Origin of the sequence: Rhodobacter sp. SY28-1, from assembly GCF_005222785.1 — a bacterium.
Taxonomy (GTDB): Bacteria; Pseudomonadota; Alphaproteobacteria; order Rhodobacterales; family Rhodobacteraceae; genus Tabrizicola.
In genome coordinates, this window is sequence record NZ_STGH01000003.1 from 480,085 (window position 1) to 495,774 (window position 15,690).

At 65.8% G+C, this 15,690-nt stretch carries 18 protein-coding genes; 7 read left to right on the forward strand and 11 right to left on the reverse strand.

Features of this window, described 5'->3' with window-relative positions:
• Positions 1–28: 28 nt before the first annotated feature.
• The 3 genes from E8M84_RS16485 to E8M84_RS16495 form a co-directional block, all read right to left on the reverse strand.
• Positions 29–1,783 carry an acetolactate synthase 3 large subunit gene (locus tag E8M84_RS16485; protein ID WP_137112298.1) on the reverse strand — a complete coding sequence of 585 codons (1,755 nt, stop codon included), beginning with the start codon at positions 1,781–1,783 and terminating at the stop codon, positions 29–31.
• A 318-nt stretch (positions 1,784–2,101) separates the two neighbouring features.
• On the reverse strand, positions 2,102–3,016 hold the full coding sequence (locus E8M84_RS16490; protein ID WP_137112299.1) for a sodium:calcium antiporter: 915 nt from the start codon (positions 3,014–3,016) through the stop codon (positions 2,102–2,104).
• Positions 3,017–3,112: 96 nt separating this feature from the next.
• Positions 3,113–3,523 carry a VOC family protein gene (locus tag E8M84_RS16495; RefSeq protein WP_137112300.1) on the reverse strand — a complete coding sequence of 137 codons (411 nt, stop codon included), beginning with the start codon at positions 3,521–3,523 and terminating at the stop codon, positions 3,113–3,115.
• Positions 3,524–3,730: 207 nt separating this feature from the next.
• Here E8M84_RS16495 and E8M84_RS16500 point away from each other — a divergent pair, with 207 nt between their 5' ends.
• The gene (locus E8M84_RS16500; protein WP_137112301.1) at positions 3,731–4,837 is read left to right on the forward strand and encodes a TRAP transporter substrate-binding protein; all 1,107 of its coding nucleotides are present in this window, start codon (positions 3,731–3,733) and stop codon (positions 4,835–4,837) included.
• A 53-nt stretch (positions 4,838–4,890) separates the two neighbouring features.
• On the opposite strand, the gene E8M84_RS16505 is transcribed toward E8M84_RS16500, so the two are convergent.
• The 3 genes from E8M84_RS16505 to E8M84_RS16515 all read right to left on the reverse strand — a co-directional run bounded on the left by E8M84_RS16505 (position 4,891) and on the right by E8M84_RS16515 (position 7,772).
• Positions 4,891–6,675, reverse strand: coding sequence for a TRAP transporter large permease subunit (locus E8M84_RS16505; protein WP_137112302.1), 1,785 nt, complete (start codon positions 6,673–6,675; stop codon positions 4,891–4,893).
• On the reverse strand, positions 6,672–7,274 hold the full coding sequence (locus E8M84_RS16510; protein WP_137112303.1) for a TRAP transporter small permease subunit: 603 nt from the start codon (positions 7,272–7,274) through the stop codon (positions 6,672–6,674). Before E8M84_RS16510 ends, E8M84_RS16505 begins: the two co-directional genes overlap by 4 nt.
• A gap of 111 nt (positions 7,275–7,385) precedes the next feature.
• A complete protein-coding gene (locus E8M84_RS16515; RefSeq protein WP_240790429.1) occupies positions 7,386–7,772 on the reverse strand; it encodes a helix-turn-helix domain-containing protein in 387 nt (128 codons plus the stop codon).
• Positions 7,773–7,857: 85 nt separating this feature from the next.
• Here E8M84_RS16515 and E8M84_RS16520 point away from each other — a divergent pair, with 85 nt between their 5' ends.
• Genes E8M84_RS16520 through E8M84_RS16535 form a run of 4 tightly spaced genes read left to right on the forward strand, consistent with a single transcriptional unit; the run spans position 7,858 to position 9,499 of the window.
• On the forward strand, positions 7,858–8,466 hold the full coding sequence (locus tag E8M84_RS16520; protein ID WP_137112304.1) for a glutathione binding-like protein: 609 nt from the start codon (positions 7,858–7,860) through the stop codon (positions 8,464–8,466).
• Positions 8,466–8,846 carry a nuclear transport factor 2 family protein gene (locus tag E8M84_RS16525; protein ID WP_137112305.1) on the forward strand — a complete coding sequence of 127 codons (381 nt, stop codon included), beginning with the start codon at positions 8,466–8,468 and terminating at the stop codon, positions 8,844–8,846. Before E8M84_RS16520 ends, E8M84_RS16525 begins: the two co-directional genes overlap by 1 nt.
• 1 nt (position 8,847) lies before the next feature.
• Positions 8,848–9,060, forward strand: a complete 213-nt coding sequence (locus E8M84_RS16530) for a 4-oxalocrotonate tautomerase family protein (RefSeq protein ID WP_137112306.1) — start codon at positions 8,848–8,850, stop codon at positions 9,058–9,060.
• Positions 9,053–9,499, forward strand: a complete 447-nt coding sequence (locus E8M84_RS16535) for a DMT family transporter (protein ID WP_137112307.1) — start codon at positions 9,053–9,055, stop codon at positions 9,497–9,499. Before E8M84_RS16530 ends, E8M84_RS16535 begins: the two co-directional genes overlap by 8 nt.
• On the opposite strand, the gene E8M84_RS16540 is transcribed toward E8M84_RS16535, so the two are convergent.
• The 4 genes from E8M84_RS16540 to E8M84_RS16555 form a co-directional block, all read right to left on the reverse strand.
• On the reverse strand, positions 9,483–9,875 hold the full coding sequence (locus E8M84_RS16540) for a VOC family protein (RefSeq protein ID WP_137112308.1): 393 nt from the start codon (positions 9,873–9,875) through the stop codon (positions 9,483–9,485). The two genes, E8M84_RS16535 and E8M84_RS16540, sit on opposite strands and share 17 nt — an antisense overlap.
• Positions 9,876–10,703 carry an arginyltransferase gene (locus E8M84_RS16545; protein ID WP_137112309.1) on the reverse strand — a complete coding sequence of 276 codons (828 nt, stop codon included), beginning with the start codon at positions 10,701–10,703 and terminating at the stop codon, positions 9,876–9,878. It lies immediately after the preceding gene.
• A 135-nt stretch (positions 10,704–10,838) separates the two neighbouring features.
• Positions 10,839–11,324, reverse strand: coding sequence for a DUF2852 domain-containing protein (locus tag E8M84_RS16550; RefSeq protein WP_137112310.1), 486 nt, complete (start codon positions 11,322–11,324; stop codon positions 10,839–10,841).
• Between the two features lie 120 nt (positions 11,325–11,444).
• Complete coding sequence (locus tag E8M84_RS16555; protein WP_137112311.1) at positions 11,445–11,912, reverse strand: YbaK/EbsC family protein; 468 nt, start codon at positions 11,910–11,912, stop codon at positions 11,445–11,447.
• 98 nt (positions 11,913–12,010) lie between these two features.
• Here E8M84_RS16555 and E8M84_RS16560 point away from each other — a divergent pair, with 98 nt between their 5' ends.
• Positions 12,011–14,794, forward strand: a complete 2,784-nt coding sequence (locus E8M84_RS16560; protein ID WP_137112312.1) for a glutamine-synthetase adenylyltransferase — start codon at positions 12,011–12,013, stop codon at positions 14,792–14,794.
• Positions 14,781–15,056, forward strand: a complete 276-nt coding sequence (locus E8M84_RS16565) for a hypothetical protein (RefSeq protein ID WP_137112313.1) — start codon at positions 14,781–14,783, stop codon at positions 15,054–15,056. Before E8M84_RS16560 ends, E8M84_RS16565 begins: the two co-directional genes overlap by 14 nt.
• On the opposite strand, the gene E8M84_RS16570 is transcribed toward E8M84_RS16565, so the two are convergent.
• Complete coding sequence (locus E8M84_RS16570; protein ID WP_137112314.1) at positions 15,046–15,687, reverse strand: bifunctional 4-hydroxy-2-oxoglutarate aldolase/2-dehydro-3-deoxy-phosphogluconate aldolase; 642 nt, start codon at positions 15,685–15,687, stop codon at positions 15,046–15,048. The genes E8M84_RS16565 and E8M84_RS16570 overlap by 11 nt on opposite strands.
• Positions 15,688–15,690 lie beyond the last annotated feature (3 nt).

Here is a 15,690-nt window from a genome sequence, read left to right on the forward strand (position 1 = left end):
CCCAGACCGAGTCCGGGGACCGGGCACGTCACACCAGCACCGCCCCTTTGGCCCCGATCACGCCCTGGGTGTCGGCTTCGCCCAGGAGCATCTCGTTGTGCGGCTTGCCCGACGGGATCATCGGGAAGCAGTTTTCGTGCTTTTCGACCAGGCAGTCGAAAATCACCGGGCCGTCGTAGCTGATCATCTCCATGATCGCGTCGTCGAGGTCCTTGGGGTCCTTGCACTGGATGCCCTTGCAGCCGAAGGCCTCGGCCAGTTTCACGAAATCGGGCAGGCTTTCGCTCCACGAGGACGAGTAACGTTCACCGTGGAGGAGTTCCTGCCACTGGCGCACCATGCCGAGGCGTTCGTTGTTCAGGATGAATTGCTTGACGGGCGCCCGGAATTGCATCGCGGTGCCCATTTCCTGCATGTTCATGAGCCAGGACGCCTCACCCGCGACGTTGATGACCAGCGCCTCTGGGTGGGCGATCTGCACGCCGATACTGGCGGGCAGGCCGTAGCCCATGGTGCCAAGGCCACCGGAGGTCATCCAGCGGTTCGGGTCCTCGAAGCCCAGGAACTGCGCGGCCCACATCTGGTGCTGGCCCACTTCCGTGCAGATGTAGCGGTCCATGCCCTTGGTCAGGGCCTCAAGCCGTTCCAGCGCGTATTGCGGTTTGATCGTGGTGGTGGAGTTCTTGTAGGACAGGCACTTCACCGCCCGCCATTCGTCGATCTGCTTCCACCAGGAGGCAAGGCCACGCTGGTCGGTCTTGGAGCCGCGCGCGCGCCATTGGCGGAGGAGTTCCTCCAGGACCTTGGTCACGTCGCCGACGATCGGGACATCCACATGGATGACCTTGTTGATCGAGGAGGGGTCGATGTCGATGTGGGCCTTTTTCGAACGGGGGCTGAAGTCCTTGACCCGGCCGGTGATGCGGTCGTCGAAGCGGGCGCCGATGTTGATCATCAGGTCGCAACCATGCATGGCGAGGTTCGCCTCATAGAGACCATGCATCCCGAGCATGCCGACCCAGTTCTTGCCGCTTGCCGGATAGGCGCCGAGGCCCATCAGGGTGGAGGTCACGGGGAAGCCGGTCTCGGCCGCCAGTTCACGCAGGAGCGCGCTGGCGCGGGTGCCGGAGTTGATGACGCCGCCGCCGGTGTAGAGGATCGGGCGTTCGGCCTGTTCCATCAGCTCGACCAGCTGGGCGATGCGGGCGGGGTCGCCTTCGGTCCGGGGCTGGTAATGCGCGACCTTGGCCTTTTCGGCGGGAACATAGTCGGAGGTGGCGAACTGCACGTCCTTCGGGATGTCGATCAGCACCGGGCCCGGGCGGCCGTGGGTGGCGACGTGGAAGGCCTGGTGGATGGTTTCGGACAGTTTCGCTGTGTCCTTCACCAGCCAGTTCATCTTGGTGCAGGGCCGGGTGATGCCGACGGTGTCAGCTTCCTGGAACCCGTCGGTGCCGATCATGAAGGTCGGGACCTGGCCGGTCAGCACGACGATCGGGATCGAGTCCATCAGCGCGTCGGTCAGGCCGGTGACGGCGTTCGTGGCCCCCGGACCCGAGGTCACCAGCGCCACGCCCGGCTTGCCGGTGGATCGGGCATAGCCTTCGGCCATGTGGACCGCGCCCTGTTCGTGGCGCACGAGGATGTGGCGGATGTCGTTCTGTAGGAAAAGCTCGTCATAAATGGGAAGCACGGCACCGCCGGGATAGCCGAAGACGACCTCGACACCCTGATCCTTCAGGGCCTGGATCACCATCTTCGCACCGGTCATCTGCTTCGACATTTTCGCGTCTCCTTAGCGCAACAAAAAGCCCCCGGAGTTTCCTTCGGGGGCGCATGGGAACCACTATGGTCAACCGTTACCGGCCCATGCGCGTCCTTCCTACGATGACAAGAAGTCTGGCCATTGGCCCATCCCCTTCACGTTCGGTCGGAACAGTAGGCGGGGATATGCCGGGCGTCAACCGGATTTGCAATACGAAAATGTCGCATTGCGGCGCGGATTTTGAACTTTTCTTGCGGCAGTCTGTCGCGTTGCGCAATTTTCCGAACAGAGTGCGGATCGGCCCGGGTTTGTGCGGCAAAGCCGGGCCGAAGGGGATCAGCCGATGAAGAACAGATAGGCCCCATAAGCGACAAGGAGCCCCGCCCCGGCAATCCGCGGCAGGCCACCCAGCGCGAAGGCCACGACGGCAAGGCCGACGGACGAGGCTGTCACCCACCACATGTCGATGGCGGCAAAGCGGGCTTCGGCCGGGATCGGGGCGACCAGAGCCGTGATCCCGAGGATGCCGAAGAGGTTGAAGATGTTAGACCCCACGATGTTGCCGACCGAAATCTCGGTGTGCTTGCGGAAGGCAGCGATGACGCTGGTCGCCATCTCCGGCAGCGAAGTGCCGACAGCGACGATGGTCAGGCCGATGACCGCTTCGGAAATCCCGAAGTCGCGGGCGATGGAGGTGGCGCTGTCGACGAGGAGGCGCGCACCGATCACAAGACCCACAAGTCCGGCGCCGGTCATGATCCACGGCTTCCAGTTCGGGCCGAAGGTTTCGGTTCCCGACTCGGGTGGGTGGCCGCTGCCGGAGATGAAGGCCGTGGTCAGGAAGGCGACAAGACCGGCGATAAGGATCAGCCCGTCGGTTCGGGTGATCTGCCCGTTCAGGAGCATGGTCCAGACGATCGCCGTTGCGCCCAGCATGAAGCCCAGGTCGCGCCAGAGCTTGCGGCCGGGGATGATGAGGGGGGCGATCAGGGCCGAAACGCCGAGGATCAGCAGGATGTTGGAGATATTCGACCCGATCACGTTACCGATGGCGATGCCGGGTTGCCCGGCCAGCGCGGCCTGGACCGAGACGATCAGTTCGGGCGCCGAGGTGCCGAAGCCGACGATGGTGAGGCCGATCAAGAGGGGCGACAGGTGGAAGGCGCGGGCGATTGCGGAGGCTCCGCGCACCAGGAACTCTCCCCCCGCCACGAGGATGACGAGGCCAACGACAAACATGAAATAGGTCAAGAGGCACACCCTTTTGCTTTTTGCGGAAGGTTGGGTGAAATCAGGGGAATGCAAGGGGCGAGCTGGCTGATTTCGGCAAGTGGGGCGCGGAATTGCCTAGGGGGCGGCGGCTGCCGTGTCGGCCAGGTAACAGACCGCGTTCAGCTTGTTGCCGTCCGGGTCGCGGACATAGGCCGCATAGAAGTTTGAGCCATACTGCGGGCGCAGGCCCGGCGCGCCCTCATCCGTGCCGCCATGGGCAAGGGCCGCGGCGTGGAAGGCGTCGACCGCCGCCCGGCTGGGGGCCAGAAAGCTGACCATGGTCCCGTTGCCCGGCGTGGCCGGAGCGCCGTCGAAGGGCTGGGTGACCCACAGATGCGGCCCGGGATCGTCAAGGCCCCAGGCGGCAGAGCGGTCCTCGGGGTCGTAGTCCTCGATTCGTGTGTGGCCCAAGGGGGCGAGGACCGCGTCGTAGAAGGGCAGGGCGCGCGCAAGGTCGCGGGTGCCAAGCGAGACATAGCTGAACATGGGGCCTCCGTTTCGGCATCGACATTGTGCAGTGCGGCGGCGGAATGCCAAGCGGTCATCCGCAGAAGGTGACCTTGGGTAAGTTTTCGCGGGTGGCGACAGGTTTGGGGTTCCTATCTTGCGGGACGGGAAATAGGGTCTATCTCACGGTCATCCCGACAACCCGAAAGGGATGCGAAACGGGGCAACACAGTGGAGGAGAACTGCATGGATAGACGTTCGTTTCTGACCAAGGCTTCGATCGGCGGTGTCGCGGCTGCCGGGGCGGCCACGCTGGCTGCGCCCGCGATCGCCCAGGAAATGCCCACCGTGACCTGGCGGGTCACCTCGTCCTTCCCGAAGTCGCTGGACACCATCTTCGGCGCTGCGGACGTGATGTCGAAATTCGTCTCGGAAGCGACCGACGGCAAGTTTACCCTGCAGGTCTTCCCCGCAGGCGAACTGGTGCCGGGCCTGGAAGCGGCGGATGCCGTGTCGGCCGGGACGGTCGAGGCTTGCCATACGGTGCCCTACTACTTCTGGGGCAAGGACCCGACCTATGCGCTTGGCGCAGCGGTGCCCTTTGGTCTGAACGCCCGGATGATGAACGCCTGGTTCTACCAGGGCGGTGGCATCGACATGATGAACGAGTTCTACGCCACGCAGAACCTGATCGCCTTCCCGGCCGGCAACACCGGCGTCCAGATGGCGGGCTGGTACCGCAAGGAGATCAACTCGGTCGCAGACCTGCAGGGCCTGAAGATGCGGATCGGGGGCTTTGCGGGCAAGGTCATCGAGAAGCTGGGCGTCGTGCCGCAGCAGATCGCGGGCGGCGACATCTATCCGTCGCTGGAGAAGGGAACCATCGACGCGGCGGAATGGGTCGGGCCGTATGACGACGAGAAGCTCGGCTTCTACAAGGTCGCGCCCTACTACTACTATCCCGGCTGGTGGGAAGGTGGCCCGGCCATCGCCACGATGATCAACCTGGCGAAGTGGAACGAGCTGACCCCGGCCTACCAGTCCATCCTGCGGGCGGGTTGCGTGGTGGCGAACAACGACATGCTGTCGAACTACGACTGGAAGAACCCGACGGCGCTGAAATCGCTTGTGGCCAACGGCGCGCAACTGCGTCCGCTGCCGCAGGACGTTCTGTCGGCCGCGTTCGATGCCGCCAAGTCGACCTACGACGAGGTTTCGGCCACCAACGCGACCTTCAAGAAGATCAAGGACAGCCAGGATGCGTTCCGTCGCGACGCCTACCTGAACGCCCAGATTGCCGAGTACAACTATGACGTCTTCATGATGTCGCAGCAGCAGGCTGGCAAGCTCTGATCCTGGAGGATCGAACAGAAAGGCCCCGGAGGAAACTCCGGGGCCTTTTGCTGTCAGGGGTTTATCACCGGGGCGCCAAGCTTGGGCAGGCCGCCCGGGGCAGGCGCAGCGCCACTGGCAGGTGGGGTTCCGCCCAAGCTCGGCGCGCCAAGCTGCGGGGCGCCCGGCAGTCCGGGGAGGCCACCTGGAGCCGGTGTTGCCCCGCCAGAGGCGCCCGGTGCGAGGGGGGTCAGGGTCGGCACCTTGATCTCGATGGTCGAGGGATCGACCACCACACCTTTGTAGTGCATCACCATCTGCGGGAAGAACACGACCGCAAAGATCATCACCACCTGGATGATGATGAAGGGGATGGCCCCCTTGTAGATCTCGCCGGTCTTGATCCCGTCCATCTTCTTGCCGGTCACCTTGTCGAGATAGGGCACCTTGGCCGCGACCGAGCGCAGGTAGAAGAGCGCAAAGCCGAAGGGCGGCGTGAGGAAGCTGGTCTGCAGGTTCACCCCGATGATGACGCCCAGCCAGATCAGGTCGATCCCCAGTGTCTGGGCGGGTGCGATCAAGAGCGGGATCAGGACGAAGGCGATCTCGAAGAAGTCGAGGAAGAAGCCCAGGATGAAGATGATGACGTTCACGACCAGAAGGAAGCCGTATTGTCCCCCTGGCACGGCGGTCAGCAGTTCCTCGACCCAGATGTGCCCGTTCACGCCGTAGAAGGTCAGGCTGAACATCCGCGCGCCGATCAGGACGAACATGACGAAGGCCGACAGGCGGGTGGTGGCGATCAGGGCGGACTGCAGGACCGGGAACTTGAAGCGGCCCTTGGCGAAGGCAAGGATCATCGCGCCGACCGCGCCCATCGCTCCGCCCTCGGTGGGTGTGGCGAGGCCGATGAATATGGTGCCGAGCACAAGGAAGATCAGCGCCAGCGGCGGGATCAGCACCATGATTACCTGCTGCGCCAGGCGCGAGAGGAGGTTCAGGCCCATGTAACGGTCGATCAGGGCGTAGACATAGATGACGATCGTGCCGACTGTCGCTCCGGCGATGTCGGCATTTGCGCCCCAGCTGTCATACAGCCAGAGATGCGCGGCATAGCTGATGCCGACCCCCACGGAGAGCGCGACCAGCAGCGAGGTTACACCTCCGCCGAGTGTCCGTGCCTCGGGCGGCAGGGCAGGGACCTTGTGCGGCTGGAAGATCGCGAGCATGCAGATGTAGCCCAGATACATGCCGGTCAGGATCAGCCCGGGGATCAGCGCGCCCTTGTACATGTCGCCGACCGACCGGCCGAGCTGGTCGGCCAGCACGATCAGGACGAGGCTCGGCGGAATGATCTGGGCGAGCGTTCCCGAGGCGGCGATGACCCCGGTCGCCGTGCGGCGGTCATAGCCGTAGCGCAGCATGATCGGCAGCGAGATCAGGCCCATCGCGATGACGGATGCCGCGACGACGCCGGTGGTGGCGGCCAGCAGTGCGCCGACGAGGACCACGGCAAAGGCAAGCCCGCCGCGGATCGGGCCGAACAGCTGGCCGATGGTGTCCAAAAGGTCCTCGGCCATTCCGGATCGTTCAAGGATGATGCCCATGAAAGTGAAGAAGGGGATGGCCAGCAATGTCTCGTTCGACAGGACCCCCCACAATCGTTGTGGCATGGTGCCGAGAAGCGGCCAGTCCAATGTGATCTCGCCATTGGAATAGGGAGCGAGCCACACGCCGATGACGAAGAAGATCAGCCCGTTGGCGGCCAGCGCGAAGCTGACCGGATAGCCATAGAGGAGGAAGAAGACGAGGCTCACGAAGATGATCGGAGCCATGTTGTGGGCGATGAGCTCGATCATTTCTTGGCCTCCGCGACGGCTTGGACTTCGGCGGCCAGTTCCTCGACTTCGTGCAGGGCCTGTTCCTGGGCCGAGACGAAGGGGTGGGGATCTTCCATCAAGCCGCGCATCACGGCGATCTTCTTGATGATCTCGGCCAGGGCCTGGAAGACCAGCATGACAAAGCCTGCAAGCAGGATGGCGCGTGCCGGCCAGATGATGAGGCCGCCCGCGTTGGTGGAAATCTGCCCCGAAAAGAAGGCCTGCACGGTGTACGGCCACAAGAGCCAGGCCATAAGCGCCACGAAGGGTAGAAGGAAGAAGATGTGACCGAGAAGGTCGATCCAGTGCTGGGTCTTCCGGCTGCGGCTGGCGTAGAAGACGTCGATCCGGATGTGTTCGTTCTGTTGCAGCGTATAGGCGGCGGCCCCCATGAAGGCGGCGCCGAAGAGATACCATTGCAGTTCCAGCCAGGCGTTCGAGGACAGGTTGAACAGCTTGCGGCTGACCGCATTTCCAGCGCTGACCAGTACCGCCAGCAGGATCAACCAGATCACGGCTTTTCCGATAAAGGCATTCGCGCGGTCAATGCCGCGCGAGATGGCAAGCAATGCCTGCATCCAGAACCCCCCCTGTACAGCCGCCGGTTTGCCCGGCGTGCCGATGAATAGGGGTTCAATCTAGACTGTCGTGCCAGGAACTCAACCGCCGGTCAGCCGAATTCCGTAGGGTCAGGCGGCGGCGGCCTTGTCTTTCAGCCGCTGGCCGACCTCGGCGATGGCCTGGATCACGGGCATGAACTCCAATCCCAGGGCTGTCAGCGTGTATTCGACGGATGGGGGCGACGTGTCCATCACGCTGCGCGACAGGATGCCCCGCTCTTCCAGCTCGCGCAGGCGCTGGGTCAGGACCTTGGCCGAGACGAGCGGGATGTCTGCGCGGAGTTCGGAAAACCGCCGGGGACCCGAGGAGAGATACCAGATGATGTTTGGCGTCCAGGCCCCGCCGATGAAGGCCATGCAGTCGGACAGCGGGCACATCGGGTGCGGGGTGCGGTTCTTGCGGCGTTTCAGCGTCATCGTCGGACCTTTGGGCAGGTTACCAAGGAGATACTCCATTCTGGCCGTTACCGCAAGTTACCCCGTTACCAAAGGTGATCTGATCGGCTAGCCAATGCCCGTCCGACAACCAAAGGAGACGACGATGAAACTTTATATCAAGCCGGGTGCCTGCTCGATGGCCTCGCATATCATCCTGGCCGAGATCGGCGGGGACTACGCGGTGGAGATGGTCGATACCGCAAACGGCGAGACGGCGAGCGGCGCGAACTACCGCGACATCAACCCGAAGGGCAAGGTCCCGGCGCTGGAGGTCGAGGGTGAAGTGCTGACCGAGGGTCCGGCGATCCTGCAGTTCCTGGGGGATCGGGCGGCGAATCTGGGGTTGGCGCCCACAGCCGGCTCGATGGCCCGGGCGCGGGTGAACGAGGTGTTGAACTTCACCGGGACCGAACTGCACATCGCCTTCGGACCGCTGTTCAACGCCGCCTCGACCGATGCGCAGAAAGAGGCTGCCCGGCAGGCCGTGGCAGGCAAGCTGGACTGGCTTGAGGCAAAGCTTTCGGACGGCCGGCCACATCTGACGGGCGAGGATTTCACCATCGCGGATGCCTATGCCTTCGTGGTCGCGAACTGGGCCAATTTCAACGGGATCGCGCTGTCGCGTTGGCCGCTGCTGTCGGGGTTCATGGCCCGCGTGGGCGCACGACCGGCGGTGCAGCGCGTGCTGACGGCGGAAGGGCTGGCGGCGTGATGGCGATCTCTGGCGATTTCCAGGATGTCGCCGCGGTGTTGGCCGTCTACTTCGACGGCCTGCACTTCGCGGACAGCAAGCGGCTGGCGCAAGTCTTCCATCCTCAGGCGCAATACGTCTGCGTGACGGACGGCACCCTCCTCTTCCGCGACATGGCCACCTACTTCCTGGTGGTGGATGCACGCATATCGCCCGCCTCGAAGGGCGAGGTGCGGCGCGACGAGATCGTCTCGATCGAGTTCGCCGGGCCGGTGACCGCCCGGGCCATGCTGCACTGCACGATCGGCGACCGGTTCTTCACCGACTTCCTGACGCTCATCAAGCTCGACGGGCGCTGGCTGATCATCTCGAAAGTATTCCACTATGTAGAGGAGGGTTGAGATGCCCTACGTGAACATCAAGATCACCCGCGAGGGGGCGACCCCGGCGCAGAAGGCCGAGTTGATCGCCGGGGTCACCGACCTGTTGGTCAGGGTGCTGGACAAGTCACCTGCGACGACCTTTGTCGTGATCGACGAGGTCGCGCTGGAGGACTGGGGGATCGGCGGCCTGCCGGTCGAGGAGTACCGGGCGAAGGTCAAGGCGCATGGGTGAGGGCGCGCGTGATGCGGCCCTGATGGTCGCGGCGGGGGTGGGGATCCCGCTTCTCGCCGCGCTCAACGCCAATCTGGGGCAGCGGATCGGGTCGCCCGTCGCGGCCGGAGTGGTGCTGTTCGCGGTGGCCTTCGGCACAGCACTTGGCGTGCTGATGGTCACGGGCGGGGCAGGAACCCTGGCCCGGCTACCGGGGCAGCCACCCGTGCTGTTCCTGGCCGGGTGTCTGGTCGCCTTCTACATCCTGTCGATCACCTTCGTTGCCCCGCGCTTCGGATTGGCGAATGCAATCCTGTTCGTGCTGCTGGGCCAGCTGGTCAGCGCCGCGGTAATCGACGCGACGGGCCTGATGGGGCTTGCCGCCCGACCTGTCAGTCTGACCCGGTTGGCGGGATTGGGGCTGATGGCGGTCGGGGTCTATCTCAGCCAGCGCGGCTAGGGCCGATCAGGTCCCAGCGGTTGCCGAACGGGTCGCGCCACACGACGACACTACCATAGGCTTCGTGGCGCGGCTCTTCCTCGAAGGTCACCCCGGCAGCCAGCATGGCAGCGTGGTCGCGGGTGAAATCGTCAGTCGACAGGAACAGGAACACGCGGCCGCCGGCCTGGTTGCCGATGGCAGCTGTCTGGGAGTCGCCTTCCGCGCGGGCCAGGACAAGGCGGGTGCCGCCGCCCGGAGGTTCGACCGTGACCCAGCGCTTGCGGCCCTGGTCGATGTCTTCGGTCAGGCGAAAGCCAAGCTTGCCAACATAGAAGGCAATGGCCGCGTCATAGTCCGGCACCACAAGGGCAAGGGCGGAAATGCGGGCGGGCACTTACAACCGGGTGTCCGGCAGGCTGATCCGGGCGACCTGTTCGGCAATCGGGTCAACCGACAGGGGATGCAGGTCGGCGCCATGGTCGGCCGCGTCGCCCACGGGGACCCATTCTCCGCCCTTGTAGATTTCCAGCGCCGAGAACCCCGCCTTGTAGCCCATCTTGCGGCTGCCGGGGACCCAGTAGCCGAGATAGACATACGGCAGCCCCGCCTCGCGCGCGATGGCGATATGGTCAAGGATGACATGGGTGCCGAGGCTGAGGTGAGTGTAGTCGGGGTCGTAGAAGCTGTAGACCATCGACAGCCCGTCATCGAAGACGTCGGTCAGGCAGACGGCCACGAGCGGGCGTCCACCTTCACCTTCTTGCGGCGGGCGGGTGTATTCTATCACGCGGCTTTTGATCGGGGTTTCCTCGATCATCGCGGCAAACTCGAAGATGTCCATGTCGGCCATGCCGCCGTCGGCGTGGCGATGGTCGAGATAGCGGCGGAAGAGGGCGAACTGGTCTTCGGTGGCCCAGGGGCTGGTCGCGTTGCGGCGCAGGTGGTTGACCCGCTTCAGGATGCGCTTCTGCGTGCGGGACGGCTGGAAGTCGGCCACACGGATGCGGGCGGAGAGGCAGGCTGAACATTCGGCGCAGGAGGGGCGATAGAGGACGTTCTGGCTGCGGCGGAAGCCCTGCTTGGACAGGGTGTCGTTCAGCTTTTGCGCGTGTTCGCCTTGCAGCGCGGTGAACAACTTCCGCTCCATCCGGCCCGGAAGGTAGGGGCAGGGCTGCGGCGCCGTCACATAGAACTGGGGCGTCAGGGGTAGCGAGTGGCGCATCAGACATTCATCAGGATCGGATTGGGGGCGATGCTAGCAAGCAAGCCGCGTTCCGCCAAGGGGCGTGTGAGGGGATGGCAAAAGCCCCACCCCGCAGTCTGCGGGATGGGGCGGAATTGCATCAGGAAAGTCGGATCAGTATTCGCCGGGGCGGGCGTCGCCTTCAGGCTTCGCAGGCGCTTCGGTCGCGTCCTGGGCCAAATTTGCGCGGGCGCGGTCTTCCATGAAGGCGTCGAATTCGGTCTTGTCCTTCGAGGTGCGCAGGCGCTGCAGGAAGGCCTCGAACGCCTCCTGCTCTTCTTCCAGGCGCCGCAGCGTTTCCGCCTTGTAGCTGTCGAAGGCGCGGTTGCCCGTGGGTTGGGCGGCGCGCATGGCGTGGCGGCCCCAGTGGTGGTCATGGTCGTGGCCATGGGCGCGGCGGTGGCCGCAGGAACGTGCGAACATTTTCTTTCCCCAGATCATGTAGGCCAGAAGGGCAAGGCCCAAGGGCCAGAAGATGACGAAGCCCAGGACCATTGCGGCGATCCAGGCCCATTTGCCCTTGGCGTCAAGCCAGTCTTCGCCGCGGTGAAGGGCGCTGCGAAACCCGCCAGGCCGGGCGGTGTAGTTGGTGGTGGTCATCGGCGGGTCTCCAATCTATGTGAATGTCTTTCACATGGGGGAAGATGGCCTCAGTCTGGCACGTCTGCAAGAGGGTATGTAAAGAATTTTCACATTGGCAAGGCGTAGGCTTCTTTCCGCCTATCCGGTGAAATCGGCGATGGTCGCCCCGGTGGCGCGGACGAGGTCTTGAGGCGTGGTCCGGAACATGTGGCGCGGCGTGCCGGCGGCGGCCCAGACCTGCTGAAAGTCCAGGAGCCGGGGGTCGAGGAAGGTGGGCGAGGGGGTGAGGTGGCCAAGCGGCGCGACCCCGCCGATGGCGAAGCCGGTGATGCGGCGGACTACCTCTACCTCGGCGCGGGACAGAGGTTCACCGGCCAGGGCGGTGGCTTTGGCGGTGTCCACCCGGTTGCCGCCGGCGGTCAGGAACAGGAACAGCCCGCCGCTGGTCCCCTGGAACAGGATCGACTTTACGATCTGGTCGACCGCGACTCCGGCATCGGATGCGGCAGCTTCGGCAGTGCGGATCTCGCCCTTTGCCTCGACCGGGAGCGAGGTGATCCCGGCGGACTGCAGGGCCGCCACCACGCGGGCCAGGGATTTCGACATCAGCGCCTCCTGTTTGTCGCGAGCTAACCGGGCGCATTGCCTCTGGTCAATCAGGTGCGGGTGTTGACCGTCCCGCGCTGCCGCCGCAAGGTCGCGCCATGACCCTTGCCGCCCGCATCACCCGCCTGCCGATCGCCTTCGACCCCGCCGCCGCTGCCGGACTGCGCGCCGACCTTGAGGGCTTCGCGCCCGAAGTGATGGAGCTTCTGTCGGCCACCGCAGGCTGCAGCCCCTACTTGCGCGGCCTGATGCTGCGCGAGGGGGACTGGTTGCGCGCAGCGGTCGAGGCACCGGATGCGGCGCTGGAGACGGCCCTGTCCGCGCCTGACGGCCTGTCCGCCGAAGACCTGCCGCTTGCGTTGCGCGAGGCCAAGCGCCGGGTGGCCCTGCTGGCGGCGCTTTGCGATCTGGGCGGGGTCTGGTCGCTGGACGAGGTGACCGGGGCGCTGACCCGGCTGGCGGACAAGGCGGTGCATCTGTCGCTGACCACGCTGGTCGCCGAGGAAATCCGGCGGGGCAAGCTGCCCGGAGCCACGCCCGACGACGCGGCCACCGCGGGCGGGATGGTGGCGCTGGCGATGGGGAAAATGGGGGCAGGGGAGCTCAACTATTCCTCGGACATCGACCTGATCTGCCTGTTTGACGAGACCCGCTATCCGGGCGAGGAGCAGGAGGCGCGGGCATCGTTCATCAAGGTCACCCGGCGGATGACGGCGATCCTGTCGGATGCGACGGATGGCTATGTCTTCCGGTCCGACCTGCGGCTGCGCCCCGATGCCAGCGTGACGCCGGTCTGCCTGTCGATGGCCGCGGCCGAGGCCTATTACGAAGCGGAGGGGCGGACCTGGGAGCGGGCGGCCTATATCAAGGCGCGGCCTTGTGGCGGCGATCTGGTGGCGGGGGAGAGGTTCCTGAAGACGCTCACCCCCTTCGTCTGGCGCAAGCATCTGGATTTCGTGGCGATCCAGGACGCCCACGACATGCGGCTGCGCATCCGAGACCACCGGGGCCTGCATGGGCCGATCACGGTCGAGGGGCACAACATGAAGCTGGGCGCGGGGGGCATCCGCGAGATCGAGTTCTTCACCCAGACCCGCCAGCTGATCGCCGGAGGGCGCGATCCGTCGCTGCGCGACCGGACGACCGTGGGGGGGCTTGCCGCGCTGGCGGCCAAGGGCTGGGTGCCGCCGGAAGTGGCCGGGGAACTGACCGACCTCTACCGGGCGCACCGCGAGGTCGAGCACCGGTTGCAGATGGTGAACGATGCGCAGACCCATTCCATGCCGACGTCGCCCGAGGGCGTGGCGCGGATCGCGGCCTTCTGCGGTCAAGGCGAAGCCGATTTCCGCCGGGACCTTCTGGACCGCCTGCAGCGGACCGATCGGCTGACCGAAGGGTTCTTCTCGCCCGGCGAGACGGAAGCCGGTCCGGACCTGTCCGATGCGGCGCGTGAGATCACCCGGCGTTGGGAGAGCTATCCGGCGCTGCGATCCGACCGGGCACAGGCGATCTTCCGCAGGCTGCGGCCGCGCATGTTGCGCGAACTGGCCCGGGCGGCGAACCCCGACGAGGCGCTGGTGGCGCTGGACGGGTTTCTTGCCGGGCTTCCTGCCGGGGTGAAGATCTTCGCGCTGTTCGAGGCGAACCCGACGCTGATCGAGCTGATCGTCGACATTGCCGGATCGGCCCCGGGTTTGGCGCGCTATTTGTCCCGCAACGCCAGCGTCCTGGACGGGGTGATCGGCGGCAGCTTCTGGGGCGACTGGCCGGGGATGGCGGGTCTGCGCGCCGACCTGTCGGCCCGTCTGGGATTGGCATCGGACTACGAGGCGCGGCTGGATATGGCGCGGCGCTGGATGAAGGAATGGCATTTCCGCGTGGGGGTGCACCATCTGCGCGGGCTGATCGACGGGTTCGAGGCGGGCAAGCAGTACGCCGATCTGGCTGAGGCGGTGGTGGGTGTCATCTGGACTGAGGTCACCACGGATTTCGCGCGCAAGCATGGGGCAATGCCCGGGCGGGGGGCTGTGGTCCTGGGCATGGGCTCGATGGGGGCCGCGCGGCTGAATGCGGGCTCGGACCTGGACCTGATCGTGATCTACGACGCGGAGGGAGTGGAGACCTCGGACGGGGCGCGGCCGCTGGCAACGCGGCCCTACTATTCGCGGCTGACGCAGGCGCTGGTCACGGCGCTGACGGCGCAGATGCCGGAGGGGCGGCTTTATGAGGTCGACATGCGACTGCGGCCTTCGGGGCGGGCGGGCCCGGTGGCGACCAGCCTGCAAAGCTTCACCACCTATCAGGAAACCGAGGCCTGGACCTGGGAGCATCTGGCATTGACCCGGGCGCGGGTGCTGGCGGGCGAACCGACGCTGGCCGCGGATGTGGAGACCTTCCGGCGCAGTCTGCTGGCGGCAAAGGGCAAGGGTGCAGGCGTCCGCAGCGATGTCGCCGAGATGCGGGCCCGGTTGCAGGCCGCAAAGCCCGCGCAGGGCGCGTGGGAGGCGAAGAACGGGCCGGGGCGGATGATGGACGTCGAGCTGGTCGCCCAGACCTGCGCGCTTCTGACCGGCAATCCGGCGCGCAGTGTCGAGCGGCAACTGGCGGCAGCGGGCGACGTCATGCCGGATTCGGACGTGCAGGCGCTGAGCGCAGCCTACAGGCTGTTCTGGCGGCTGCATGCGGCGGCGCGGTTGTTGAGCGAACGAGCGCTGGACTTCGACAGCATCGGAGAGGGCGGCCGCAGTTTCATCCTGCGCGAGGTGGGCGCGGAGGATGCGGGTGCGCTGGCGGGGATGCTGGCGCAGGCGGTGGAGGCGGCTCAGGCGGCGGTGGACCGGCTGGTCGGACAGGACGGAGGGACAGGGGATGGAGCTGGCTGAGGCGGACCCGAAGGGGCTGGTGCGGGAAAGCTACCGGATCGACGGCATCACGGCGGGCGAATGCCGGTCGATCTTCATGGACTGGGCGCTATCCATCCCGGTCGGGCGGTCGGTGCCCGATGCCGCGCGGGTCCTGATCGACACCTATGCGCGAACCGCGCCCGACCATCCGATGTCAACGGTGTTGCACGAGGCTTTGGCCGAACCGGCAGCCCCGCGGCGGAGGGGCGGCCGGATCGGGCGGCAGGGCCTTATCGGCTGAGGGCTGCGGCCTCGCGGGCGAGCCGGGTCACTTCGGCCCAGTCGCCTTTCGCCATCGCCTCTTTCGGGGCGACCCAGCTGCCGCCGACGCAGAGGATGTTCTTCAGGCTCAGGTAATCCGGCGCGATCTTCAGGCTGATGCCGCCCGTGGGGCAGAACTTCACCTGCGGGATCGGTGATCCGATCGACTTCAGATAGGCCGCGCCTCCGGCCTGTTCGGCGGGGAAGAATTTCTGGACGGTAAAGCCCTTCTCCAGAAGCAGCATGATCTCGGTCGCGGTCGCTGCACCGGGCAGAAGCGGCAGGCCCTCATCCTCGCACGCCGCGATGATCCGGTTGGTCGCGCCCGGCGAGACGCCGAAGGTGGCACCCGCGGCCTTGGCGGCTTTCACGTCGGCGGGGGTCATCAGCGTCCCGGCGCCCACGACGCCGCCCGGCACTTCGGCCATGGCGCGGATCGCGTCCAGCGCAACCGGCGTGCGCAGGGTTACTTCCAGCGCGGGCAGTCCCCCGGCCACCAGCGCCTCGGCCAGGGGGCGGGCATGGGCGATATCGTCGATCACCAGGACCGGCACCACGGGGGCAAGGCGGCAGATCTCGGCGGCTTTCTGGGATTGCTGGGCAGGGGTCATGTC

Excerpts from the sequence above, each read along its gene's own strand:
- E8M84_RS16485 (WP_137112298.1), bottom strand. The coding sequence starts at position 1,783 with ATGTCGAAGCAGATGACCGGTGCGAAGATGGTGATCCAGGCCCTGAAG.
- E8M84_RS16495 (WP_137112300.1), bottom strand. The coding sequence starts at position 3,523 with ATGTTCAGCTATGTCTCGCTTGGCACCCGCGACCTTGCGCGCGCCCTG.
- E8M84_RS16500 (WP_137112301.1), top strand. The coding sequence starts at position 3,731 with ATGGATAGACGTTCGTTTCTGACCAAGGCTTCGATCGGCGGTGTCGCG.
- E8M84_RS16505 (WP_137112302.1), bottom strand. The coding sequence starts at position 6,675 with ATGATCGAGCTCATCGCCCACAACATGGCTCCGATCATCTTCGTGAGC.
- E8M84_RS16510 (WP_137112303.1), bottom strand. The coding sequence starts at position 7,274 with ATGCAGGCATTGCTTGCCATCTCGCGCGGCATTGACCGCGCGAATGCC.
- E8M84_RS16515 (WP_240790429.1), bottom strand. The coding sequence starts at position 7,772 with ATGGAGTATCTCCTTGGTAACCTGCCCAAAGGTCCGACGATGACGCTG.
- E8M84_RS16520 (WP_137112304.1), top strand. The coding sequence starts at position 7,858 with ATGAAACTTTATATCAAGCCGGGTGCCTGCTCGATGGCCTCGCATATC.
- E8M84_RS16525 (WP_137112305.1), top strand. The coding sequence starts at position 8,466 with ATGGCGATCTCTGGCGATTTCCAGGATGTCGCCGCGGTGTTGGCCGTC.
- E8M84_RS16530 (WP_137112306.1), top strand. The coding sequence starts at position 8,848 with ATGCCCTACGTGAACATCAAGATCACCCGCGAGGGGGCGACCCCGGCG.
- E8M84_RS16535 (WP_137112307.1), top strand. The coding sequence starts at position 9,053 with ATGGGTGAGGGCGCGCGTGATGCGGCCCTGATGGTCGCGGCGGGGGTG.
- E8M84_RS16545 (WP_137112309.1), bottom strand. The coding sequence starts at position 10,703 with ATGCGCCACTCGCTACCCCTGACGCCCCAGTTCTATGTGACGGCGCCG.
- E8M84_RS16550 (WP_137112310.1), bottom strand. The coding sequence starts at position 11,324 with ATGACCACCACCAACTACACCGCCCGGCCTGGCGGGTTTCGCAGCGCC.
- E8M84_RS16555 (WP_137112311.1), bottom strand. The coding sequence starts at position 11,912 with ATGTCGAAATCCCTGGCCCGCGTGGTGGCGGCCCTGCAGTCCGCCGGG.
- E8M84_RS16560 (WP_137112312.1), top strand. The coding sequence starts at position 12,011 with ATGACCCTTGCCGCCCGCATCACCCGCCTGCCGATCGCCTTCGACCCC.
- E8M84_RS16565 (WP_137112313.1), top strand. The coding sequence starts at position 14,781 with ATGGAGCTGGCTGAGGCGGACCCGAAGGGGCTGGTGCGGGAAAGCTAC.
- E8M84_RS16570 (WP_137112314.1), bottom strand. The coding sequence starts at position 15,687 with ATGACCCCTGCCCAGCAATCCCAGAAAGCCGCCGAGATCTGCCGCCTT.